Raw genomic sequence first — 24,441 nt, 5'->3', positions numbered from 1 at the left:
ACTCCAATATATGAGACAAACTATCCGAATATGCACAGAAAAGGAAAAGGACCTCTGGAGTTAGAAGAGCATTCCTTCCACTAATCTGGATCAACTCTCTTCAATAACAACCTGCGCAACAACAAATTGCGTACTATGTGATATAGAAAGAAAGGCAGTCTTGCATTTTTTACCCTTCAAATAAACTTCTGGTTTTCCGTTTTCATCTGGCAAAATTTCTATATCAACAAATGATAGCGCACCACCAATACCAGTACCATTAGCTTTAGCATACGCTTCTTTGGCTGCAAATCTACCAGCAGTATACTCTACTTTTCTATGTAAAGTGGTAAACTGTTTTACCATTTCCTTTTCTCTTTCCGTTAAAATTCGGTCATAAAATCTTTTATTTTTCTCAATCGCATGTTCAATCCGTTTTAGTTCTATTATGTCTACACCAATACCTTTGATCATGGTCATCCTACCCTCTATAAAATTTATTTGATTCTTTAAAAGCATTTCCAATAATGAATATGTATAATATGAGATAAGTAAATCCATTCGAGTTAAATAGCTTAAATGGAAATATGAAAAACAGGTGATGCTATGTTTTTTCGAACGGAAAGTTTTCAACAATTTTTAAAATTTTACCCTATTGTAAGTATACTTGTAGCTATTAATTTAGGTCTATGGTTGTTAACCGAATTTCTTCCTATTCCTCTTTTTGAATCGATACGTGAATTAGGTTTGGGTACTAATTTTATGATTGAATACAATAATGAATATTGGCGCCTTTTAACAGCTGTCTTTTTTCATTATGGACTCATTCATGCACTATTTAATTCCTTCTCCCTTGTCCTATTTGGACCACCACTTGAGAGAATGTTAGGAAAAACAAAATTTGTTATTCTTTATTTAGGGTCTGGCATTATCGGTAATATTGCAACCTTTTATTTAGGCTCTATCTACTTACAGCACGCAGGGGCATCTGGGGCTGTTTTTGGTATATTTGGTGCTTACCTTTTCATCGTGTTATTCCGTAAACACCTAATAGATGATCAAAACAAACAAATTATTGTTACCATCATGGTTATCGCATTAATTATGACATTTGTTCGTTCTAACATAAATGTGTATGCACATATCTTTGGATTTATAGGTGGGTTTGCCCTAGCTAATTTATTAATTTCATCTAAAACCCATTCCCGTTGGATTTAGCGTCTCATTTACTTTTATTTCTAGCATGTTATTACGTGTAATTGACTTTTCACCATGATACAATAGACCTAAAATTTGTAATCGTTAACAACAGAAACAATTCTTACCTATGTTTGTATCTCTATTCCAAATACATTTCATGGTGCAAATATGAGGTTATATGTAATATGCTTCTATAAAAAAGGTAGTTTTTGAAATAAGGAGGAGATATAAATGAACATCCAATTAATGACAGACGGTGGAGCTGATTTTCCATTTTCTATTCAAGAAAAGCTAAACATTAAGGTAGTACCTCTAAATATAGAAATTAATGGAGAACAGTATAAAGTTAGCCCAGATAAAGAACTTCCAGAGCTCTATGATTTAATGAAAAGCTCACCTACATTACCTAAGACATCAGCTCCGAGCCCTCAAGACTTTTATAATGCTTATAAAGAAGTAGACAAAGAGAAAGCGATCATTATGCTATCCATTTCCAAAGGTGTTAGTGGTACTTATCAAAGCGCTGTTATTGGCCGAGATATGTTACTAGAAGAAGAGCCTGATCGACAAATTGAGGTTATTAATACGAAGACCGCTTCTTGTGGCATTGCATTACTCTTACATGAAGCTAGTAAGAAGATGGTGGAGAACATCCACTTTCACGATTTAGTACATCATTTAAAAGAACGAGTGGATAAGATATCTACCTTATTTGTATTAAAAACGTTAGATAATTTAATTAAAGGTGGACGTCTTGATAAAATGAAAGGTGCTATCGCTAAAACTTTGAATATTAAACTATTATTAAAGGCAACCGAAGAAGGTGTAATCGATGTTGCAGAAAAAGTGCGGGGCAGTAAAAAAGCGATGCGCCGATTTGTTGATCAAATTGGAGAAAAGACGACTGAGTTCGATACGATAGCACTTGCTCACGGGAATGAAGAAGGAACGGCGAAAAAGATATTAGCAGAAATTAAGGCAAAATATCCATTTAAGAATTCCATCATGATGGACATGGGACCTCTGATTGCAAACTACGCTGGACAAGGCGGACTTGTCATATCCTTCTTTAGAGATTGATCCTGTCTTTCAAAAAAGCACGTTTTGAAACTAGAATTAGTTGAAAAGCTTGGGAAGTACATTGTTGTGTATACGCCCAAGCTTTTTTCATTACCATTGTATCCCTATTCCCGCCTATTTGAAGCCTTTCATTATCGATCCAAATTGCTTTACTAACGGTTGAACCTGATTCACGGTATTTACAATTTGCCCCACAGTAGAAAAAACTTTATCAAAATCAATTTGACCATTTGAATTCTGAAATTGTTGTATAATCGGATTCATCCCTTTTTGTACTTGGGTTTGATTACCATAACTATTTAAAGGTATTGGCGGCTTCTGAAAATTCTCGTATGGTGTCACAGGTTGACCCTGATTTGGCGTTGACTGAAACGGGAACTTTGGTGGAAAGGAAGGCGGAACATAATGCACTGGTCCATTATGATATTGTCCCCATTGATGATTCACCTTTAATCCCTCCTACATAGCTTTTTACATTTCTTCCTATTTTTTAGTTTATGCGAATCCTTACTTTTGGTGTATTTGTTGTAATTAAAGGAATTTTTATTTTCATAAGAGAATATAAATGTTAAATAATTTCTTGGAGGTGTAGAGCTTATGGGCAACACGTATTTTTTTACAGGCTACCCCGGATACCTTGCCACGTATTTAATAAGAGAACTTTTTGATGCAAAATATCCGGTTGATCACATCTACGCACTTGTTTTACCTTCTTTTATGGAAAAAGCTCAGCAGTCTGTTCAGATGCTGACAGACCAGTTGGGAATCTCCTCCGATAAAATTTCTCTTATTGCTGGGGATATTACAGAAGAAAGACTTGCTATTCAAGAAAAAACCTACTCTAAATTAATGGAAGAGGTAACGCATGTTTTTCATCTAGCAGCCATTTACGATTTAGCCGTTCCCTTAGAGCCTGCTAAAAAAGTAAACATTACCGGGACTAAAAATGTAAACGCTTTCGTATTAGATTTAAAAATGCTAGAGCGGTATGTTTATTTTAGTACTGCATTTGTTGCAGGAAAACGTCAAGGTACCGTATACGAGCATGACTTACAGCACAATGAAGGACATAACAACCATTATGAGGCAACGAAATATGAGGCAGAGGTTTTGGTTGATGCATTAAAGGAACGTATTCCTACAACCATTATACGACCAGGTATAGTAGTAGGTCATTCCCAAACAGGAGAAACCCTTAAATTCGATGGCCCTTATTTTATGTTAAATATGTTCCGCCATATCCGCTTTATGCCGTTGATTCCTTATGTAGGTAAAGCGAACGCCTTATTAAATGTCGTTCCTTTGGATTATATTATACAGTCAACCATCTACCTCGGCCATATGGATAAAAATCAAAAGAAAAGTGCAACGTATCACCTTACCGACCCAAATCCGTATACGGCTCGAGAACTATACCGCCTATTTATGTATCATTATTTAGGAAAAAAACCTAAAGGTACCGTCCCCCATAAATTAGCGGAATTCCATTTAAAAATACCTTTTATCCGAAAATGGATGCAAGTAGAAAAACAAGCACTTGATTACTTCAATGAACAAACCATATATGATTGCAGTGAAGCACAAAGGGACCTCAAAGGAAGTGGAATAAAATGTCCAGATATGAAGAATGTTATTCCTAATTTAGTAAAATATTATAAAGAACATGCAACCGACAAAAGCAAACACATTGAAATTGCCTAACAGTGCTAGACTCCTTTTACTGTGCTATCATAAATATACATGATTGCTATGGTTTAATGAGGTGAAAAGAAGACGTGATCGAAAATACAGAGGAACGAATCATACCAGAGTTTATGGACCCATTAAATAAACTTCTGCTAGAGCACATTGCTCGATATCAGTTTGCTTTACCGTATATAAAGGGCCGGGTATTAGACTTATCATGCGGTTCAGGATATGGCACCCATATGCTTGCCAAAGAGAGAAAATTCCATGTAGACGAGGTAATCGGAGTAGATATTGACCCCGATATCATTACGTATGCCCGAGGGAAATATTATCATCCAAAGTCAAAGTTTATTGTAGCAGATGCAACCGATGAAACATTAAAGGCTAAATTAGGCCTGTTCGATGTCATTGTTAGTTTTGAAACGATTGAACATATCCAAGCGGAAGACCATCTCTTACGGAACTATGATGAGTTATTAAAACCAGGTGGAACACTACTCTTATCCACTCCATTTGGAGAAGGCAGAGGGATACCATCTGGCCAATTGTTTCATGTTCATCAACTTACGCAAGAAGAGTTTTTTAACTTGTTTGGTGCCTATTCGGAACGTACGTACTTTTATCAAAAGGGTGTTCTAATTGAACCTTATCCTGGAAGAGAAGAAGTTCACTATCCTTTAGGGCTAGCCTTATGTAAAAAATAGGAGCCTGACAAAATAGCAATTTAGTCAGACTCCTTTTCATTATCGATTGGTATCGGTCCTTTCCAGACAAAATAGGCGACTAAGGACAGAATGCCAACTATACTTATCCATTGATAAGATATCGAAAAGAAGACGGAAACAAAACCGATAAACCGAATCATGACCGATTTTCCAGTTTCCCACTCTTTCTTTAGACTTTTCACTTTTGCTATTACAGCTAAATCTAAGTCTACTCTTAACCAAACAATATAAAATACGATATTAAGCAAAATGGATAGTAAGGAATAATGATAGAAATATAGCATAGCCGCTGCTACCAAACTATAAAGTACAATAAAAGAAAGGTACCACTTTTTAAAGGATTGATACCAATCTGCAAATCGCCACGGTAATACTTGCATTAACGGACTTTGAAACTGATAAACAAAGAGAGAGCTAATCACCGCATTTACTACAACTATTCCTAAAGAAAAAGAAATTTGTAGCGGAATTTTTCCTTGAAAGCCAAAAACAACCATTAATAACAAAAAGGTACCTATTGTTTTGAAAATCGTTTCTAAATGATCTTTAAAAAACGGTAACCAAAGACGAACGGAAACCGATGATAATTTATATGGCAACGGTCTTTTTGCTCTTTTCCCCCGAAACATTTGATTCAGTAACTGGAACTTCGTTGGTGGTTTCACCTGTACCTTTGTAATACGCTGAACAGCCATCATATTCCAAACCTTTACATCTCCAAAAGAAACAACCTTCGCCCAATCGACATTTTTTAATGGGGAGAATGCCAAAAGTACAATCAAAATAACCAGTAGTACAGCATAGCTACTAAACAAGACTTCTTTCACTGGCAATGGGTAGTACATTATTACAAGTCGAAATCCGATTAATAATAGGGATAAGCCTACTACGCAAAAGAACTTTTTTAGTCCTCCTAGCTGAAATAACCTCCATTCGATAACTGTTCCTGTCAAGTTACTAATCCACAATGTGAAACATAATAAAAAGATCACTTCCGAATGAACTGGAAGAAGGATTACAAGGGCAAGAAATAATAAAATAGTATAGATTGTTATTTTAATGAATTTCTCTACAAGACAATAGAGCCAAACCTGTTCTTTCTTATAAGGTAAAAGAGTAAGCTGATATTCTGCACTTGTGATATAAACACCTGAGCTTCTCGTTGAATTGAAAAGAGAACGTATGACAAAGGCAATCAGAATGGTTATGAACCATGAATAAGATACCGATTGAAACATCGCGAAAACCGGTTGCATTTCGGATAAATAATTTTTAAAGGCAATTAAGGAAATAACCAGGAATGCGAATAAATAGATTCCATATGTAAAATCCATTACTACAGAATATATTAATTTATAGAGCTTCCATTTTTTGCGGAATCGATTTCTTCTTAACCAGCTTAAGGTTTGTACAAGGGATGGATAAGGATTACGCATCTTCTACCATTCTCCTCTTAAGCCCCTGGAAATCATCTATATTGCCCACCTCTGATATACTTCCATTGGATAACAAAACGTATTGATCACATAAGTCCTTTACCTTCTCAAGCTGATGCGTTGTTAGCAAGATTGAAGTCCCTTGCTCTTTTCTCTTCTTCAATTCATCGATTAAAAATTGCGCAGCATATATATCGAGTCCCATAAACGGCTCATCAATTAAGAGCAGGGGAACATCTGGTAATAATGCACAAATCGTTTGAACCTTTTGCCTCATCCCTTTTGACAACTCTTCCGGAAACTCATTCATTTTATCTTGGATTTCGAAAGCTTTCATATAATAGTCTACTTTTTCTTTTAACGTTTCCTCATCCATCCGATAACTCGTTCCATATAACTGAAAATGTTGATAAACCGTCAGCTCTGAAGTTAATAAAGGCTCCTCTGGAATGAGAGAAAAACGTGTCTTGAACTTTAGAAATTCTTCATCCTGATTAACTCCATCTAAAACAATTTTCCCATCTTCTTTTTCCTGCCATCCCATGATTGCCTTCATAATGGTAGATTTGCCAGCGCCATTATGGCCAACTAATGCGGTAATTTTTCCGTATGGTACGGAAAAGCTAATGTCGTTTAAAATTTTCACCTTTTTAATAGATAAATGTAAGCCGTCAATTTCTAAGCAGTTGGACATGTATATCGTCCCTTCTATTACTAGATAATTAATCTACGAATGTACACGTTAAAAGTTTCATTTCTATATATTAGGATACAGGGACAATAAAAATATTGGTAGTTCACAAGTAACATTTCTACAAGTCGGAAAAGGAAGCATTTTTTCCATTTCCGACTTGCATTATTCCTTCACCTATAAATGTGATATTCATTGGCTATACCACATATCTCATCAATTAATCGGTTACGGAATAGCCTCCATTACCTTCCACTAATTCCTATTATTTATAATCCGTAGACGTGATAAGTTTAATACCATACGTTTCACTTAAAATTGTAAACTCCCTGTCTGTTTCTTTTTCAAATCCTGGAATAGAACTCATACAATCTGTTAATACATAGAGATTTTCTAAACGTTTCGGTTCATCTTTTAAATGTTCAATGATTTGGTGAATGGACTCTAAGACACAATGAGATTTCGCTTCACCAGCGATTAGTATTTTATCATATTTCTTCATTTCCTCTATTAGGTCCCATCTAACCAGATCTTTTTCGCTGTATTCAGGTTGGATAATCCCATACATTTCACTTAAAGGATCTTCCCCTTTTACAACGGTTTTCAATTCATAATCTCGTGCCACCGAATGAAAATATGCAAGCTTTGCGAATTGCCCCTCCATAGCGGCCCCAGTTGAACCCTTTAAGCAATGATACGGCCAAATACATAGCTGCTTTTTACTTGTTTTCTCCAGTTTTTTTACATAATTCTTGCTTTTTTCAGCTTCATACTTCGGAATCCATTTCCCTGATTGGATGTCTTCGTACGTAATCATAGTTAGTGGCTTCGGTTCTTCTCCATTTTTATCTTTCCACCATGATGGATGGAAGATTTGCTGTGGTTTATGAGTATCTAGCGATGCCATAATATGCGTAATATCTTCAAAATGCTTGGCCATAAATTGGAGTAGTCGTTCCACATCTTTTGTTGCACCAGGAACTCCCAATGCGCCTTTATCCATAAAATCATTCTGAATATCAATTGCCAGAAGCAAGGTTTTTTCTTTATCTTCAGCTGCTCTTCGATAACTAGAGTCTTTATTGTTCGTTACTACGTCCCCTAATGGCTGGTGACTAGCTTCACCAATTTGTTGGAATTGAACGATATTTTCTAAATTGATTTTCGACATTATATCCTCTCCTTCCATATTGATAGTTCGATACCTTTTCTTTTTTCCCTTTTGATTATGCTTGATTTTTTAGCAGTATTTCGTTGACTTCACTGTAGAATTTCTGATTCTCGTCAACCGTAATGTAGACAGCATCTATGAACTTCCTAATTCCAAATAAGGAATACGCTTGGATTGGCTGATCTAGTATCAATTTATATTTCGGATTCACCGCCTCTAATCCTCCCAGGGTTAGATTAAAGGTGCCCTTTTCTTTGTTAACCGATTTTGCATCCTTGTTATTTTCTATAATTTGGTCAATCCGTTCATATGGAATAAATGCATGAAAGCGTAGACCCTTTTGTATATGAATTCCTTTTTTATCTAGAATCACTGGCGATAATCGTATTGCTTGATAGTCTGCAATAATAAATAACAGAGCGTAAATATCTAGAGCGGTTAAAACCCATGCAGCAGCATGACTATACTGCATTACCATTAAATGTACAGCAATAATTTCGATCGTTAATGCATGAACAAGCATGATAAAAACGCCTAAATACTCCCCATTTTTATGATACGTAAAGGTAAGGGTATTTTGGTGTAAACATTGAAGACGTTCTTGCTTCTTCTTACCCCAGCTAAAAAACACGTAATAAAAGACAGAAAGATCAGTGGATAGTACTCGAAGAAAATTTTGATACTGATTTAGCTTTTTAAATCGGAAGGTGAATACGCGTTGACTTGCTTCGATAAAGCTTCTTAAAAAGTGATAATAGGTTTGTTGTTTTTGGGCTGTTACCCTTTTTAGCAATGGAATTCTTTTTAAAATAAAGATCATTATGGCGAGTTCTAAGAGGATTAAAGAGACTTCAATAATAATGACATACTTATTAATCATGTTCAGATATTGATCTGCATAATCTGGTACAAACCAATTTGCTGTTAATAAACCAACTAAAGATAATGGGATAATTATGAAAAAGGTAGGTTTTCGTCTTAATACAAAGAAGTAACAGACGAGAGGTAATAAAATGGCTAGGTCTAACACGGTTCCGATTGCCATGACTGGCTCTACCGTTCCGATTAGTTCCACTTTCATTAGCAAAAAGTTAGGTAATACGAATAACAGCAAAGCAATAGTAAGCGCCTTCCAAGATATCATTTGAAAATAATTAACTTGAATCAATTACAACACCTCCTACTTTCATCCTACTATGAAATGTACACTTTCAACTATTTTAACTGTGACAATATTGTTAAAGATTGGAATATTGTATACAAAACAATACATTAAAATGGTAAGCTTTCCTTAATAGTTAACGAAATCATTGGGGGTGACTTAAATGGAAAATATTATTGGAATCTTACTCGGAACACTACAGCTCTTTTATCCTCTTTTACTTATTTCTTTACTCTTATTTGTCTACGCCCTTGTTGTTCGTTCATGGAAGCTGATGCTTCTTAGTGGCTTAATCATTTTGCCAGATGCCATCTACTTTAGTTGGTATCCACCGTATCCCTATGCCATTTTTACTCCTGTCATCCATCTAGTAATTGCCTTCATTTTTTATTATCGGCATAAAAGGCAAAAGGAGCTTGCTGAATAACAACAAGCTCCTAACACTTAAGCAAAGGAACGACAATATTGTTCATATAATGCCTTTTTATTTATTTTGCCAACATGTGTTTTCGGAAGTTCTTCAATGATAAAAAACTTTTTTGGTATTTTATACGCTGCTAGCTTCTTTCTACAAAATACGTTTAATTCCTGTTCATTCAACTCCCTATTCGGGTGAAGTGAAACAAATGCGGTAACGACCTCACCCCATTTTTCATGGGGCAAGCCAATAACGGAAGCTTCATTAATGTCCGGATGTGAGGCAAGCCAATGCTCTATTTCCAGTGGATACACATTCTCCCCACCAGTGATGATCATTTCTTTTTTTCTTCCAACGATATAAACAAAACCATCTTCATCACGTTTTGCTAAATCTCCTGTATGCAACCAACCATTAACTAGTGCTTCTTTTGTTTCGTCTTCTTTATTCCAATAAAATTCGAAGGTATGATTCCCTCGAAGAAGCAGCTCCCCAACTTCATTCGGACCTACTTCCTTACCAAGCTCATCAACTATTTTAATCTCATTAAAAAGCATCTGCTTTCCAATCGATCCTCGCTTTACTTTAGCGTCATCTGGGTGTATATAGAAATTGTTCGGTCCCGCTTCTGTTAGTCCATATCCTTCTTTAAAATGAAGACCCTTCCTTTCATATGCATCGTAAATCGTTAATGGACATGGCGCCCCACCAGATAAGAAAACCTTCATCTTAGGAAATTCCGCATGTTGAAACGCCTCTGTCTGCGTAATCATATGATGCATCGTAGGAACAAATAGAACGATCGTACAATGATGTTCAATCAAATCATTAACGACTTCCTCTGGTTCAAAATCAGCAGTGATAACGATTTTCCCTCCAGCCAGTAACACAGGAATAACGAGGGCATTGAGTCCTCCAGTATGAAACATTGGTAATGTCGTTAACGTCACATCTTCTTCTGTAATATTCCAGCTTAAAATGGTGTTCATCCCGTTCCATAATATAGAGCGATGCGAAAGAATTGCTCCTTTAGGTTTCCCCGTCGTCCCACCTGTATAGATCATTGCAAGAGGAGTCGTTTCATCTAAGTCAGCTTGAAGCTCTGTCTTCACTCGTTCTAATGACCCTATATATTCGTTATCTGTAATGGGAAAGGTAAAAAATTGTTTATCCATCCATTCCGATTTATCTTGAAAACGTTCATGTATACCAATTAATTTCGGCTTTGCATCCTGCAAAATATATTCTAACTCTTCCTTGGAAAGGCGCCAATTTAACGGAACAAAGATTGCACCAATTTTTATAGCCGCAAACATAAAGTCTAAGCAGCTAATATGATTCGGAGATAATAGTGCAATCCGATCCCCTTTGTTAATCCCCTTTGTTAAAAAAAAGCTTGCCAGTACTTTTGCCCGTTCATTTAAATGTTTGTATGTCCATCGATCTTTCGTATTGGCATCAACGATTGCTTCTTTATTTGGATATAGTCTCGCTCGACCTTCTAGCCAATCTAGTTCCCGCTCCACACTACTCACCTCTTACATGACAAGTTAGTCAAATTATAGGAAAGCAGAGTTACACGGAAGTTACAATCCCACCATGAGCATACGGCTTTTCTGTAATTTCCTATTCAGGCGACATCTGTTCAAAAATAGAAGAGGATGGGAAAAAAACTTTTGTCCCATCCTCTGCCAAATTTAAGGGGAGGCTACATCATGATGCCACCATCTACATGTAATACGTGTCCATTTACATAATCAGATTCATCTGACGCTAAAAAAAGATACGCATTAGCAATGTCCTTTGGTTTGCCTAAACGCCCCATTGGTACTTGCTTGATGAGACCTTCGATTACTTTTTCTGGCACCGTTTCCACCATCGAAGTAGCTGTAAAGCCTGGTGCTACAGCATTAACATTAATTCCTTTACGACCAAGCTCTTTCGCCCATGATTTCGTCATCCCAATAACACCTGCCTTTGCAGCTGCATAATTGGTTTGCCCTACGTTTCCATATGCACCCGAAACAGAAGAGGTATTAATAATTTTCCCTTTGCCTTGATCAATCAGGTACGGCAAAGCCGCTTGTGTACAATGAAATACACCCTTTAAATTCACATCGATTACTTGGTCAAAGGCTTCTGGCTCTAATTTTGATAGCATGGCATCCTTCGTAATCCCCGCGTTATTTATGAGAATGTCAATTTGTCCAAAGTAATGAACAACCTCCGATACCATTTTGTCAACACTGCTCCTATCTGCAACATTGACTTGAACAAATAAACAGTTAAATCCCTCTTCCTTCAGCTCTGCCTCTGCCTTTTTACCAGCCGCTTCATTAAAATCAGCAATTGCTACTTTTGCACCTTCCCGAAGAAATACTTTTGCCGCCTCAAATCCAATTCCATTTGCACCACCCGTTATAATAGCTACCTTCTCTTTTAATCTCAAAATTCATTTGCCTCCTTAACTAAAAAATCTTCCATAGTGGTTACGAGAAGATCTAAATTATCAATTAAAGGGGAATGTCCACAATTTGGGAGTTCTACATATGTTGCCTTATCTCCTAAATCCTCTACTATTTCCTTCGTCATTGACTCTGTTACGACGAGGTCCTCATTGCCCCACATTACAAGTACAGGAATCGATATATTCGCCACTTCCTTGTTCCCCTCTGTTAACCCATTATGTACACTACTAATATTGAAAGCATTTAGCGCCTGATACACCTCTGCTAAATTACGCTGTGTCATCATATCCTCTAGGTACTCGTCGTACTTTTCTGGGTCTGGCTGGCATCTTCGATAAATTGCTAGATTCCACAAATTTTTAAGGAAATCCTTATCTCTTCGGTCGTAAGCACCTTGTACTGCCTGTGTTTTACCTACATCTGCTTTTACTTCTTCTAAGGTTTCCAACCGCTTCGAAACATCTGGCAAGCCATCTGGACCGGTGGCAAAGAATGGATAGCCACGTGTTGAGCCAGAGGCAAGCAATAGCAATTTTTCACAAGGGTTCTTATAAATAGAACAATATTGTAGTGCTATCGCTCCGCCTAGTGACCAACCCACAATCGCATACGGATTAATATTTAACGCTTTCACAAACAAATGTACATCCTCTGCGAAATCTTTTAATTCATGGATCGGCTTTTGATAAGAGGATATTCCAAATCCACGTAAATCCACTGCATATAATGTATAGCGATCATCCAAGCTTTCTAGTACAAGGTCCCAATGCTTAGATGAGGTCATATTTCCGTGGATAAAAAGGACAGCCTTCTCACCACCATTCCGTTCCCGATAACCTAAGGTTTCTCCATTTGGCAACTTTACACGTTTTAGCTCCATTGTAGTCATTCTTCCTCACCCTTTCTCCGTTCCCCATTTTAGGACAGATGCCCCCCACGCATAACCAATTCCAGCACTAACGAAAACTACCACATCCCCATTTTTTAATTTCCCCTGCTGTTCAGCTAACTCTAGTGAAAGGATCTGGTCCATCTGTCCGATGTGCCCATAGTCTTCTAGATAAATAGAATGCTCGTTTGTTAGTCCAAGTTCCCTTAACACATAATCATGGGCAGAGCGCTTCATATGAAGCATTGCAACGTAATTTACATCCTGTTCTGTGTAACCACTTCTCTGCAACGCATCGCGTATGACTTTCAGAAAGTTTTGCATGGATTTTTCCTCAAGACGTCGCTTCATTCCTTCTGGATCCATCACATCTAACTGGTATAGTCCACGTTCTAGGGCTTCCTTCGTGATGGGGTTTTTTGTTCCACCAGTTGTTACAACGACATCTTCTGAGAAGGCTCCGTCTGTAATAATGGTGCTTTCTAGTATTCTATTCTTTTCGAAACTTTTCTTCAGAATAAGAGCACCACCACCTGCACCAAGATTGTACATGAATCGGGTTCTCGGATTTTGGTAGTTGATAAAATCCACATTCCGATAGCCTCCAGCAAGTAGAACCGTTTGGATTCGGGGATCGGCCATCATCATATCTTTCGCCATTTTAATTGCGAGTATGGTCGTTCCACAACGGAGCGCGATATCAAATCCATAAGCATGAATGGCACCAATATCCTGCTGTAGCTTTATGGCTGCAGTCCAAAGGGGGTATTCTTTATGTTCCTCCCCAATATAGATGACCAAATCTATCTCGCTTGGATCTATATTTCCTTTTTGCAAAGCAACTCTTGCAGCACGTACGCCCATTTCGACCGTATGATCATCAGGGCCTGGTATCGGTTTTTGCTTTATTCCTAATTTCTTTTCGACTATCTCTTGTGGAATTCCTGTTTCTTTTGCTAATTGTTCCGAGGTCATACGAGGTTCAGGTAAATAAATACCAGAGCTCACAATACCGATTGAATGCATACTCCAACACCTCCCCTTTTAGCAATCCTCATAAGCCTCATCAATTTGATTTTTCATAAATTCGAATACATCCTCCATTCGTTCAAATGTCCATTCTTCTTCTTTTTGAACATGGGTAACTTTGATTCTGTAGAGGTCCGTTTGCTTTTGAAATCGTACGACAAAAGAGGTCACGTTCTGTGTATTCATCCTCTTCCTCCTTACCCAGCTAACTCGTCTTTTTCAGATTGCTTTTTATCGAATTGCTCTTGCTTTTTTATTTTTCGTTTATTTACAAATCCCTGGATAGAACCAACGATTCCTTTAGGGAAAAAGATGACCGCTAGTATATAAACCGTTCCAAATAAGATTACCCATCTTTCAAATATCCAGTGAACATCCGCGAGCTCCGATGATAAAAAGTGATGAGCATATTCAATTAAACCAGCTCCAATTACTGGTCCTATTAGGGTTCCAACACCACCAATAATGGTCATTAATAATGCATCTAACGTAACATCCACCGCAAATACGGTTGTATCGATAAAACGGATGGAAATGGCATATAAGACACCTGCAAAAGCAGCCACAACACCTGAAATTACACTGATAATCAATTTATATGGGAAGATTTTATAGCCAAGTGACATTGTTCTTTGCTCATTTTCACGGATAGCAACTAGTACACGTCCTAATGGTGAATTAGTCACTCTTCTTAGCAAAAAGAAAATGACTACCAGTGAGCTTAAACAAAGTAAATATAAGTTTGTGCGGTCCTTAAAGAATTCCGGTACAGTAAATAAAAGTCCATCACTCCCACCTGTTAGATCCCGCATTTTTTCCGCAGCTGCAAGAAATAGTCCTGCTAAGGCTAACGTTAGCATTGCGTAGAAGTGGCTTTTTAACCGCAGTGTAAGAATCCCAGCTATAAAACTGATAACAGCAGCAATACCCAAGGCGATGATTGTTCCAAGGATTACAACTGCCATCGTTGGCTCCTCACTACGTTCTAGTACGATTGAAACACCATATGCCCCCACTCCAAAGAACATAGCATGGCCAAAAGACACAATTCCGGTGTACCCTAATAGCAGGTCATAGCTCATTGCAAAAATACCAAAGATAAAAATTTGAACGATGAGAAATAGCATGCTTAAATTGTCATAAACGAATGGAACTACCGCTAATAACACAGAAATTAACAGATAGACCCACGTAGATAATTGCATTTTATTTAATTGCTTCATTTTGTACTTACCCCCCTAGTCGTAAACAACCCTTGAGGTCTTAACAGAAGAACAGCAGTCATTAAAATCATATTTACAGCAATCGCTAAGGAAGGAAGATAATATTGGAAGTATACCTGCGCCAGTCCTACTAAAATTGCCGCCAATAGAGAACCTGAAAAACTGCCCATTCCGCCAATAACAACAACAATAAACGCAAAAATCCCATACTCTATTCCAAGCTCCGGAAAAGCAGTTCCTGAATAATTCACAAACAAAAATCCTCCTAAAGCTGCCATAGCAGACCCAACCATAAACACAGCCATAAACACGAGACGAATATTAATTCCTAGAGCCTGCACCATTTCTTTATTGATTACTCCAGCCCTGACGATCAATCCAATCCTAGTCTTCTTTAAAATATAAGTCGTTAAAATAAAAACAAAGAGCCCCATCACAATGAGAAATAGACGATACTTGATAATCGTTAAATCTCCTAAGGCAAAGTTACCATCCAAATAGCTTGGTGGCTGTACCGCTTTTATATCCGCTCCAAACACCACCTTGATTAACTCGGATAGTACAAGTAAAAATCCTAACGTAATAAGAATTTGTTGAACGTGATTACCGTAAACTGGTTTTATGATAAACAATTCGGTAATTGCCCCAATAAGTAGCCCTGCAACAATCGCACCTAGCACACCAATCCAAAAGTTGCTGCTCAAGCTATACACCCATAGACCGGTATACGCTCCCCATACAAACAACCCACCGTGGGCAAAATTTAAAACATCCATAAGTCCAAATACGAGTGTTAAACCCGCTGCTAAGAGGAAAAACAACATGCCGATTGCAAGTCCGTTCAACGTTAGCGTGAAAATAATATCCATTTGTTACCCCCTCCTCTCTTATGCAATCCCTAGGTACTTTTTCTTTAACTCTTCATTTGTCTTAAGCTCATCCATCGAACCCGAATGAACGGTAGTACCATCATCTAAAATATAGAATGTGTCTCCGATTTGACTGGCCATATAAAAATTCTGCTCCACCAACACGATTGTCGTTTTTTCCTTCATTTGCTGGATGGAGTCCATTACTTTTTCAACGATTATGGGGGCTAATCCCTTGCTAGGCTCGTCAATTAACAGGAGCTCGTTTTCATTTAAATAGGCTCTTGCAATAGAAAGCATTTGTTTTTGACCACCACTTAATTGTCCACCAGCCTTATTCCAAAACGTTTTTAAATCGGGAAAGAGATTTAATACCCATTCCATGCGTTCTTTCGTTGCATCATCTTCCTTTTGCATGGCAACACGCATATTTTCTCCAACGGTTAAATCACCAAATATCCCTTGATCTTCCGGCACATATCCAATTCCTTTTCGAGCAATTTGGTAGGCAGGAAGCTTTGTAATCTCTTCACCCTTATACATTACCGATCCACTCTTAGCTGAATTTAACCCCATTATTGTTCTTAATGTTGTCGTTTTTCCAGCACCGTTACGACCTAAAAGAACCGTCACTTCCCCCGGTTGTACGTCAAAGGAAACGTTTTGCAAAATATGAAATTGGTCGATAAACGTATCTACTTGATCCACCTTAAGCAAGGCTGTCATTGCTCATCCCTCCTAAATAGGCCGACTGAACCGTTTTATTCTCCATTATTTCTTCTGGAGTTCCTTGTGCAAGCAACTCTCCATTGAATAAAACCAATACCTCATCGGATAGGCCAAGGATCATATCCATTTTGTGCTCAATAAGTACAATGGTCCGATTCCCTTGCTCTTTAATTCTTTTAATTACCTCTAAAATAGCCGGAACCTCTTCTAAGGACATACCTGCAGTTGGTTCATCAAGCAATAGCAAATCGGTTTCTAAAGCTAACAGCATGGCAATCTCTAATTTTCTCTTTTCGCCATGTGCAAGATTAGCAGCTACTGCATGTGCTTTATTTTTGAGCAATACAAGCTCCAAAAGCTCTAAAGCCTGCTCTTCGAATAAACTATACTTTTTATAGTGAAACATCATTTGGTACCGAATCTTCTGATTAGATTGAACAGCAAGACGAACATTTTCTAAAACGGTTAGATTTGGAAATACATTTGTTATCTGAAAGGAGCGCCCAATTCCCAACCGCGTTCTTATGGTCGGGGACTTCTTAGTGATGTTTTCATTTTTAAAATAAATTTCCCCTTTTGTCGGATAAAGCTGGCCACTCAGCAGATTAAAAAAGGTTGTCTTTCCAGCACCATTTGGACCAATTACAGAAGTAAATTTATTTTTTGCGATACGCACAGATACTTCGTTTACTGCCACATGACCACCAAAGAAAATTGTTAAATCCTTCGTTTCGATAATTGATTCCATTGGTTCACCACCTCGATTCTTTTTTTTCGCTTATAACTTCGCTTGATGCAATCCTCTATTCACGTAGACATTCGTATGGTTTAAAAAGAGGAATGAACTTCGGCTATAAACCGAAGTTCACTCTATTCTTTATTGATTCATAATTGGAGGCGCGGTTTCCTCTGGAGTAAGTACTCGATTCAAGACTGGTACAGGATATTCTTCTCCTTCTTCTAGCGTAATGGAGTACATTTCCTGTAACGCTTGGTGATCCTCAGGTCGGAATGTCATGGTTCCTTTAGGTGTATCGAAACGCATGCCTTCCATCGTTTCGATTAAGGTTTTGGCATTTGTGTCTCCATTTGTTTGCTTCAAGGCTTCCACAATCGCGATTGCCGCGCTCATTCCCCCAGGTGTAAATAAGTCTGGTACAGTACCATGTCTCTCCTGCATTTGCTCCACTAACCAATCATTAATGTCATTGTCTGGCAATGTATGATAATAAACAGAGAATCCTTCCATTCCAACCAAAGCATCCATTGTAGCTAATGCTGCAATATCAGGAGCCCCTGTTGAAATTTTAATACCCTTACCTTGAAGATCCATGTCTGCAATTTGGTTCCATGGGCTATTCGCACCTGCCCATACAACAAATAAATAATCTGGGTCTGCATCAATAATTTTTTGGATATTCGCTGTGAAATCCGTTGCATCTGCTGGAGGATATTCTTCTAGAACGATTTCTGCTCCTAATTCTTCTGCAGCAGCTTTAAATGCAGCAACTCCATCGTGACCAAAAGCATAGTCCGGAGCGAGAGTGGCAATTTTTACTCCTTCATCAGCAATTGCTGCCGCCCCTGCAACCGCATCCTGAGAGGAGTTACGTGCCGTACGGAAAATATACTCATTAAAATCCGCACCTGTAATACTATCAGCAACCGCTGGCTCTACAATCATGATTTTTTCATATTCTTTAGCTAGATCAACTACAGCTAATGTATCACCAGAGCTCGAAGACCCTACAAGGAAATCTACGTTGTCTTCTTCTAGAAGCTTTAATGCTTTTTGACGGGCAACCTGTGGTGTTGTTTCCGTATCCTCATAAATGACCTCAATGGGCTGGCCATTAATTTCCATTGTTCCATCTGTTGCATATTCAAGTCCTAAATCAAAGCCTTGCTGCGTTTGCACCCCATAGGACTCAAGCGCCCCAGATAAAGATGCCAATACCCCAATTTTAATCGGATCCTTAGAGGCTTCTTCCCCACTATCTGGAGAGTTATCACTTCCTTGCTCTTCACTAGAATTATCTCCATCCTCACTCGTATTACAAGCAGCCACAAAGACAAGCAATAAGAAAAGCATCATTAAGCCTAGTATTCTCTTACATGACATGTACTCGTTTCCCCCTTCATTTATTAAGTAAAAAATAAATTCAAGCTCCATTAGCTTTGGTATCATCTTAAAAAAAAGGAGTTACAGAGAAGTTACAAATAGGAATGCATCAAAACACATTTATAGGAATGCGGCAGGCTTTGTTTTTTCAAGAAAAATGGTATGAATTTCAGTTATAACTCAATTAATCATTCAATGACTGCCCATAATCCCGCAACAAATCTTAATAATCCTCTCAATCAGCCTCATAATCCCTCAACTCACAATAATAATTCCGGAAGTAAATCGAATCGCTCATAATAATAAAGACAGGTTAGAAAATATATATTCTCTAACCTGTCCTATTCCACAATTTCCGTGGCATCTTTTATTAACTCAAACATATGCTTCGTTGGCTGCATTGGTTCAACACCTAGCTCTTTCTCTAAAACATCACAACACTTTTGATACCATTTGATAGCTTGGGGTCGATTGTTTTTTTGGTAATAGCTAAACATAATGAGTCGATAGGCTTCCTCCCAAGTGGCATCAACTCGCAAAATTTTTTCGCACCAATGTATGCTTGCATCAAAATCATTAAGGCGCACTGAAACCTGTGCCATTTTCTCTGCACCACGCAAGAACAACACTTGATATCGTTCACGCTCTGCCAGCGACCAATCTGCTGTCCGACGATCCGGTAAAAAATCGCCCTCATAAAGGATCAGCCCTTTTTGTAACAACTCCTTTGAACGAATAGGGTCTGCCTTATCCAGCCCAGCCGTTATCCACTTTTCAAATTGAAGGACATCTATTTCATAACCTGATTGGGCGTTCAAACCATAAGCAGCTCCAGAACGTTTAATATAAAACGACTCTGCCCTAGCCTTTCTTTGTGGTTCTATTGTTTTTAATAATGCATTTAACGCAACCTTAAAGCCTTTATTCGCATTCTCTTCATCTTGATCTGGCCATAACAAATGGTAGATTTCATCTCTCATCCAAAGCTTTGTTGGTTTTGTTACAAATAACTCTAGTAACTCCCTAGCCTTCCCTCGTTGCCAATCTTTTTCTTCAATCCGTTCATTCCCTAACCAGACTCGAAACTTTCCTAATGTTTGTATCCGTAATGTATAGCCTGGATGATTATCCAAATCACCGATTCCAAGCTCAAACAAAAGCTTTGTAACATAATGATCACTTACTTTAAGGGTTTGGGCTTTAAATAACAGAGGAATCATATTTTGCAAATCCAACGGGCCAAATGTAGTTCGTACGCTTAGAAAAAATTCATAGGAGCCTGTTTGCATCCTTTTTAAAAATACAGCCATTTCGTTTTTAAAGGAATCCTCTTTATTCATCTCATCATATAGATAGGCCTTCCAAAAAGATACTAGCATTAATCCATATTCATCATGACAAAGCTCAAAATTTTGTTCGGTTTCAGAAAGCATTTCCATTGCATAATCATAGCGATTGCAATAGATAGCCGATATGGATATGCATAATTGAATTAAGGAGGATAACCATAAATCCTTTACCTTCTCTGTCTCATAAAGACCCTTTTGGCCCATTTCTAGTGCTTTTTCATATTCCTGCTTTAAGCCATATAGCAAACAGAGGCCCATATATGGCTCTGCCTTACCTCTTGAAACATTTAGCTTTCCCATTATATCAAGGGACGTATTATAACACTGCTCTGCTAAAGCGGAATCATATTGATTACTTAATAGTACCGCATGCCCCATGCGCATCCAGCCACAAGCCTCTATATATGGGGATTCTAACTGAACACCAAGCTCAATCCCTACCTGAGCATACTTTTTACTTTCTTCACTATTTCCCATAAAGGCTTCAATAATAGATAATAGAATATCCGTTTCCCGATGCGATTGAGGCAATGTGTTTATTTCCTCTTTACTATTCTTCACTTTACGATCTAAAAGCACCTGTCTCGCTTTAAAAAGACGACCAGTACGTAGGTATAATCTAGCTTCTAAATTACTATCATCTAATGGAAGCTTTAATCGTTTTGCTTTTTCAAACCAGGCCTCGGCTTTTTTTGCATGACCGGAGTTCAGCAAATTTTCACCTAGCATATGATATAGCTTGGCTTTCTCAACATCCGAAACAGTTAAGGTTTCTCTTATTTCAATTGCGGTTTTTAGAATCCGTTCCGCCTGATCCGGTTGAATCGTATCTAAATAGATCCGTGCCTTCCCTTCAAGAGCAAAACTCTTTGCATACAAATCACGTCTTCGCTCCCCTTCCTCCAAAGCTCGATCATAGCAACTCTCTGCTTCACTATAATGGGAACGATATCGCAACACTTCCCCCTCGTAATACCATAAAATAGGAAAGTAGTCTTTTTCCCGATCCGAAATATGCATTAATCGCTCGTATAAGACTTGAAGTTTACCTACCTCTAGCATTTGCATCCCGTAATCGGATAATATACTTGCAACCCGATCATCTGCTTTCACTTGTTCATAATGAAAAATAGCCGCTTCTATATTACCTTGCTGCTCATAAAACTTGGCAGCTTGAAAATGTAATCGATAGAATTCTTCTGGTTGTTCCTTTTTCAATCTACTCTCTAGAAATGATTTAAATAACGCGTGATACCGGTAATGCTTTTCATCGATGGTTTGAATAAATAGGTTTTGATTGGAAAGATCCTCCAGCAAACTACTAGAGCCACTCATACGCAAAACAACATCACATGACTCCGGGGATAACATTTCGAGAATGCTTGTCTGCTCTAAAAACTTTTGGACAATTGCAGACTGCTTTGAAAGCACTTCCATTACTAAGTAATCAAACAAATCCTGAAGAGACGTTTTCTCTTTTTGTAAAATTGCTTGCACATCAATACCTGTTCGTAGCTGCTGGACAAACATTCCACAAGCAATAGCCCATCCTTCTGTGGTTTCATGGATTTTCTTTAGTTCCTGCGTTTCAATTGGAATTTCATATATATCGAGAGCCATATGCTCCATCTCGTCGTAACGGAGGAGTAAATCTTCTTGGGTGATTTCTAATAGATTTCCTTTCACCTTTAACTGGGTAAGCACACTCCACTTCGGTCTTCTTCTACTCGAAATGACAAGGTGTAATTGTTCCGGAAAATGAGCAATAAAATGTTGAATCCATGCTTCTATTGAGGGAGAATTCGTTAAATGATGAAAATCATCTAATATTAAAATCATTTCCTTTTCTAGTTTTGCAACTTCATTCACCATCATCGTCATGAATGACCATATTTCTTGATCATGAACATAATGATCAATCGATTGGAGTTCCTTTAATACTCGATCACCAAATAGGGGCTCCTGTTTACGGATTGCATGAACAAACTTTGTTAAAAAGGGTACGAAGTCATCATCATACGGAGAAATGGAGTACCAACACGCATCAATATTTGCATCCTGTAAATACATAGATAAGGCAGTACTTTTTCCATATCCTGCACCAGAATGGATTAGGGTAAGGCGATATTTTGTAAGTAATTTCAGCTTTTGATTCAGCTTCGCTCGTCTTATATACCGTTCTTTTGTCGCTGGTGGGGATAATTGTGTCGTGAGTATTGGCACATCTTCCATTTAACCCGCCCCCTTTCTTAATAAAATTTATTATAAAAACGATTGTATTATGTTTAATGGATCTAGTTGAAGTTAATGAGGTCGCTTCTCCCAAGGCTCTAATTGACCAACAATTGTTTGCGCTCGTTTATGATGAATGGCATCAATCACGCCTTGACTAATTTCCTGATGTGTTAGCCATCTGGAATGATTTCCAATTATTTTAAAGCCCAAATAAATCTCATAGTAATGACCGCTTACTGGGACTTTCGGTTTCTGTTTATGAATAGAAGACGTACTAGATTTTACATGAAAAAAGTGATAGTTGTCCTTTGTGAAGCTATCCAGTAATGCTAGGACAGTTGGATTCACCTCTGGAGCTGAACTGTGCACCCATGAGACAACTACTTCAATGGGCCCATCTTTCTCTATACGTTCTAATAATAGCTCTTTAAGCATATCTGTATCATGATAATCTACTAATAAGCTCGTTATACTCTTAGGAAATTTTACCTTGCTCATCAACCTTTGATACGTTTCATTTCGTCTTCCAATTACTGTTACATGATACCCTTTTTTATTTAACCAGATCGTTACATCACTCAGCATACCTGTTCCGCCAATAACAAGCGCATGCTTTTTACGCATCCTTTTCACCCTTTATCCTTTTGGTAGAACTACACGATTTCTAATCATATCGATTCTTGTATACACATTTACATTTTAAATCTGCTTTTATGTTCCAATTCCTTATCCTACCTATTTAATTATCTATGAACGGTTAAAAATCCTGCATGTACCCTTTAAAGCATTATTTTTGCATTATTATTCGATTAAGGAAAAAATAAAATAAACCCTTCTCGTAATAACGGTTTTCTCCACTAATCGTTAGATGGACCTATGGATAGATTGGTGCCGTCATTTTTGATGTATAGATGTTACATATGTTAAGTATACATTCGACAATAAATAGAGGTGAATGAAATGAAATTAAAATTGAGTGTCTTAGACCAATCACCAGTTGCTTCGAATAGGACTGCCACGGACGCATTTAATCAAACAACAGAATTGGCAAAATGGACCGATGAACTAGGTTACCACCGATTTTGGGTGTCAGAGCATCACAGTTCGAAAACCTTAGCAGGTTCAGCTCCCGAAATTTTAATCACGCATTTAGCAGCAAACACAAAGAAGATTCGCGTTGGTACTGGTGGTGTTCTTCTTCCCCACTATAGTTCTTATAAGGTAGCAGAGGTTTTTCGAGTTTTGGAAAGCTTGTATCCTAATCGAATTGATTTAGGAATTGGACGCGCACCAGGTGGTATGCCAGGGGTGAACTATGCACTAAACAAAGGGAAATACCCAGCTGTGAACGAATATCCTAATCAAGTAAAAGAATTAATGGGGTACATTCACGGTAAACGGCATCCAGTTTATAAAGTTATTGCAACACCACTCGGTGAAACAGTACCACCAATTTGGATGTTAGGATCTAGTGAAACAAGTGCCCAATTGGCTGCACAGTTAGGTACCTCCTTTACATTTGCAAAATTTATTAATGGTCAAGAAGGCGAAAGTGCGATGCGATTTTATTACAATCAATTTCAGCCATCCCCACATTTACAAGCACCTCAAGGAAATGTAGCTGTATTTGTGATTTGTGCAAGCACAACGGAAGAGGCAGAGGACTATGCTTCCATTATGGATTTACAGCTCTTACGGGTGGAAAATGGGGATTTTCGAGACGAATATCCTACTTTAGAGGAAGCGAAGCATTATCCTTATTCTTATTTTGAAAAAGAACGAGTAAAAGAAAATCGCAAACGAATGATTGTTGGGAACCCGAAACAGGCAAAGGAACAGTTAGAGGAGCTCGCATATGAATTTGGAGTTGAGGAAATTATTATCAATACCATCATTCCAAATAAAGAAAAACGGTTTGACTCCTACCGTCTACTAATGGAAGAATTTCAAAAAAATTAAAGAAGGGAGGTTATTCTT

24 protein-coding genes are annotated in these 24,441 nt (G+C 37.8%); 6 read left to right on the top strand and 18 right to left on the bottom strand.

Going from position 1 to position 24,441, the window contains the following annotated elements; translation table 11 throughout:
• Positions 1-90: 90 nt before the first annotated feature.
• On the bottom strand, positions 91-453 hold the full coding sequence (gene acpS / locus C1A05_RS16560; RefSeq protein WP_102029356.1) for a holo-ACP synthase: 363 nt from the start codon (positions 451-453) through the stop codon (positions 91-93).
• 132 nt (positions 454-585) lie between these two features.
• Here acpS and C1A05_RS16555 point away from each other — a divergent pair, with 132 nt between their 5' ends.
• Complete coding sequence (locus C1A05_RS16555) at positions 586-1,197, top strand: rhomboid family intramembrane serine protease (RefSeq protein WP_102029355.1); 612 nt, start codon at positions 586-588, stop codon at positions 1,195-1,197.
• A gap of 213 nt (positions 1,198-1,410) precedes the next feature.
• Positions 1,411-2,259 carry a DegV family protein gene (locus C1A05_RS16550; protein ID WP_102029354.1) on the top strand — a complete coding sequence of 283 codons (849 nt, stop codon included), beginning with the start codon at positions 1,411-1,413 and terminating at the stop codon, positions 2,257-2,259.
• A gap of 114 nt (positions 2,260-2,373) precedes the next feature.
• Here the strand turns inward: C1A05_RS16550 and C1A05_RS16545 are convergent, their stop codons facing one another.
• The gene (locus C1A05_RS16545) at positions 2,374-2,706 is read right to left on the bottom strand and encodes a YppG family protein (protein ID WP_102029353.1); all 333 of its coding nucleotides are present in this window, start codon (positions 2,704-2,706) and stop codon (positions 2,374-2,376) included.
• Positions 2,707-2,856: 150 nt separating this feature from the next.
• On the opposite strand from C1A05_RS16545, the gene C1A05_RS16540 reads away from it, so the two are divergent.
• Positions 2,857-3,960 (top strand): SDR family oxidoreductase, encoded by a 1,104-nt coding sequence (locus C1A05_RS16540; RefSeq protein WP_102029352.1) that lies wholly within the window; start codon positions 2,857-2,859, stop codon positions 3,958-3,960.
• A 74-nt stretch (positions 3,961-4,034) separates the two neighbouring features.
• On the top strand, positions 4,035-4,652 hold the full coding sequence (locus tag C1A05_RS16535; RefSeq protein ID WP_102029351.1) for a class I SAM-dependent methyltransferase: 618 nt from the start codon (positions 4,035-4,037) through the stop codon (positions 4,650-4,652).
• 20 nt (positions 4,653-4,672) lie between these two features.
• Here the strand turns inward: C1A05_RS16535 and C1A05_RS16530 are convergent, their stop codons facing one another.
• From C1A05_RS16530 to C1A05_RS16515, 4 genes are all read right to left on the bottom strand, one after another.
• Positions 4,673-6,109: a hypothetical protein gene (locus tag C1A05_RS16530; protein ID WP_102029350.1), complete on the bottom strand. Its 1,437-nt coding sequence runs from the start codon at positions 6,107-6,109 to the stop codon at positions 4,673-4,675.
• The gene (locus tag C1A05_RS16525; RefSeq protein WP_102029349.1) at positions 6,102-6,803 is read right to left on the bottom strand and encodes an ABC transporter ATP-binding protein; all 702 of its coding nucleotides are present in this window, start codon (positions 6,801-6,803) and stop codon (positions 6,102-6,104) included. Before C1A05_RS16525 ends, C1A05_RS16530 begins: the two co-directional genes overlap by 8 nt.
• A gap of 262 nt (positions 6,804-7,065) precedes the next feature.
• Complete coding sequence (locus C1A05_RS16520) at positions 7,066-7,971, bottom strand: hypothetical protein (protein WP_102029348.1); 906 nt, start codon at positions 7,969-7,971, stop codon at positions 7,066-7,068.
• Between the two features lie 55 nt (positions 7,972-8,026).
• Complete coding sequence (locus tag C1A05_RS16515; protein WP_102029347.1) at positions 8,027-9,139, bottom strand: hypothetical protein; 1,113 nt, start codon at positions 9,137-9,139, stop codon at positions 8,027-8,029.
• 157 nt (positions 9,140-9,296) lie between these two features.
• On the opposite strand from C1A05_RS16515, the gene C1A05_RS16510 reads away from it, so the two are divergent.
• Positions 9,297-9,560 (top strand): hypothetical protein, encoded by a 264-nt coding sequence (locus tag C1A05_RS16510; RefSeq protein ID WP_102029346.1) that lies wholly within the window; start codon positions 9,297-9,299, stop codon positions 9,558-9,560.
• 17 nt (positions 9,561-9,577) lie between these two features.
• Here C1A05_RS16510 and C1A05_RS16505 read toward each other — a convergent pair whose 3' ends face one another.
• The 12 genes from C1A05_RS16505 to C1A05_RS16455 all read right to left on the bottom strand — a co-directional run bounded on the left by C1A05_RS16505 (position 9,578) and on the right by C1A05_RS16455 (position 23,088).
• A complete protein-coding gene (locus tag C1A05_RS16505; protein ID WP_102029345.1) occupies positions 9,578-11,077 on the bottom strand; it encodes an acyl-CoA synthetase in 1,500 nt (499 codons plus the stop codon).
• 182 nt (positions 11,078-11,259) lie between these two features.
• The gene (gene fabG / locus C1A05_RS16500; RefSeq protein ID WP_102029344.1) at positions 11,260-12,000 is read right to left on the bottom strand and encodes a 3-oxoacyl-ACP reductase FabG; all 741 of its coding nucleotides are present in this window, start codon (positions 11,998-12,000) and stop codon (positions 11,260-11,262) included.
• Positions 11,997-12,908: an intracellular short-chain-length polyhydroxyalkanoate depolymerase gene (gene phaZ, locus C1A05_RS16495; protein ID WP_102029343.1), complete on the bottom strand. Its 912-nt coding sequence runs from the start codon at positions 12,906-12,908 to the stop codon at positions 11,997-11,999. The genes fabG and phaZ overlap by 4 nt, the downstream gene beginning before the upstream one ends.
• Positions 12,909-12,914: 6 nt before the next feature.
• Positions 12,915-13,934, bottom strand: coding sequence for a 3-oxoacyl-ACP synthase (locus tag C1A05_RS16490; protein ID WP_102029342.1), 1,020 nt, complete (start codon positions 13,932-13,934; stop codon positions 12,915-12,917).
• An 18-nt stretch (positions 13,935-13,952) separates the two neighbouring features.
• Positions 13,953-14,123 carry a hypothetical protein gene (locus C1A05_RS18125; RefSeq protein ID WP_159462106.1) on the bottom strand — a complete coding sequence of 57 codons (171 nt, stop codon included), beginning with the start codon at positions 14,121-14,123 and terminating at the stop codon, positions 13,953-13,955.
• Positions 14,124-14,134: 11 nt separating this feature from the next.
• A complete protein-coding gene (locus C1A05_RS16485) occupies positions 14,135-15,160 on the bottom strand; it encodes a branched-chain amino acid ABC transporter permease (protein ID WP_102029341.1) in 1,026 nt (341 codons plus the stop codon).
• Positions 15,157-16,029 (bottom strand): branched-chain amino acid ABC transporter permease, encoded by an 873-nt coding sequence (locus C1A05_RS16480; RefSeq protein ID WP_102029340.1) that lies wholly within the window; start codon positions 16,027-16,029, stop codon positions 15,157-15,159. The genes C1A05_RS16485 and C1A05_RS16480 overlap by 4 nt, the downstream gene beginning before the upstream one ends.
• Positions 16,030-16,047: 18 nt before the next feature.
• Positions 16,048-16,755, bottom strand: a complete 708-nt coding sequence (locus tag C1A05_RS16475) for an ABC transporter ATP-binding protein (RefSeq protein WP_102029339.1) — start codon at positions 16,753-16,755, stop codon at positions 16,048-16,050.
• A complete protein-coding gene (locus tag C1A05_RS16470) occupies positions 16,739-17,506 on the bottom strand; it encodes an ABC transporter ATP-binding protein (RefSeq protein WP_102029338.1) in 768 nt (255 codons plus the stop codon). The genes C1A05_RS16475 and C1A05_RS16470 overlap by 17 nt, the downstream gene beginning before the upstream one ends.
• A gap of 129 nt (positions 17,507-17,635) precedes the next feature.
• Positions 17,636-18,880 carry a substrate-binding domain-containing protein gene (locus C1A05_RS16465; RefSeq protein ID WP_200816519.1) on the bottom strand — a complete coding sequence of 415 codons (1,245 nt, stop codon included), beginning with the start codon at positions 18,878-18,880 and terminating at the stop codon, positions 17,636-17,638.
• 341 nt (positions 18,881-19,221) lie between these two features.
• A complete protein-coding gene (locus C1A05_RS16460; protein ID WP_102029337.1) occupies positions 19,222-22,461 on the bottom strand; it encodes a BTAD domain-containing putative transcriptional regulator in 3,240 nt (1,079 codons plus the stop codon).
• A 72-nt stretch (positions 22,462-22,533) separates the two neighbouring features.
• Positions 22,534-23,088, bottom strand: coding sequence for a short-chain dehydrogenase (locus tag C1A05_RS16455; RefSeq protein ID WP_102029336.1), 555 nt, complete (start codon positions 23,086-23,088; stop codon positions 22,534-22,536).
• 336 nt (positions 23,089-23,424) lie between these two features.
• On the opposite strand from C1A05_RS16455, the gene C1A05_RS16450 reads away from it, so the two are divergent.
• Positions 23,425-24,423: an LLM class flavin-dependent oxidoreductase gene (locus C1A05_RS16450; protein WP_102029335.1), complete on the top strand. Its 999-nt coding sequence runs from the start codon at positions 23,425-23,427 to the stop codon at positions 24,421-24,423.
• Positions 24,424-24,441: the final 18 nt, after the last annotated feature.

Source organism: Salirhabdus sp. Marseille-P4669 (genome assembly GCF_900240405.1).
Taxonomy (GTDB): Bacteria; Bacillota; Bacilli; order Bacillales; family Alkalibacillaceae; genus OEQK01.
This window is presented reverse-complemented; position numbering and strand designations above follow the sequence as displayed.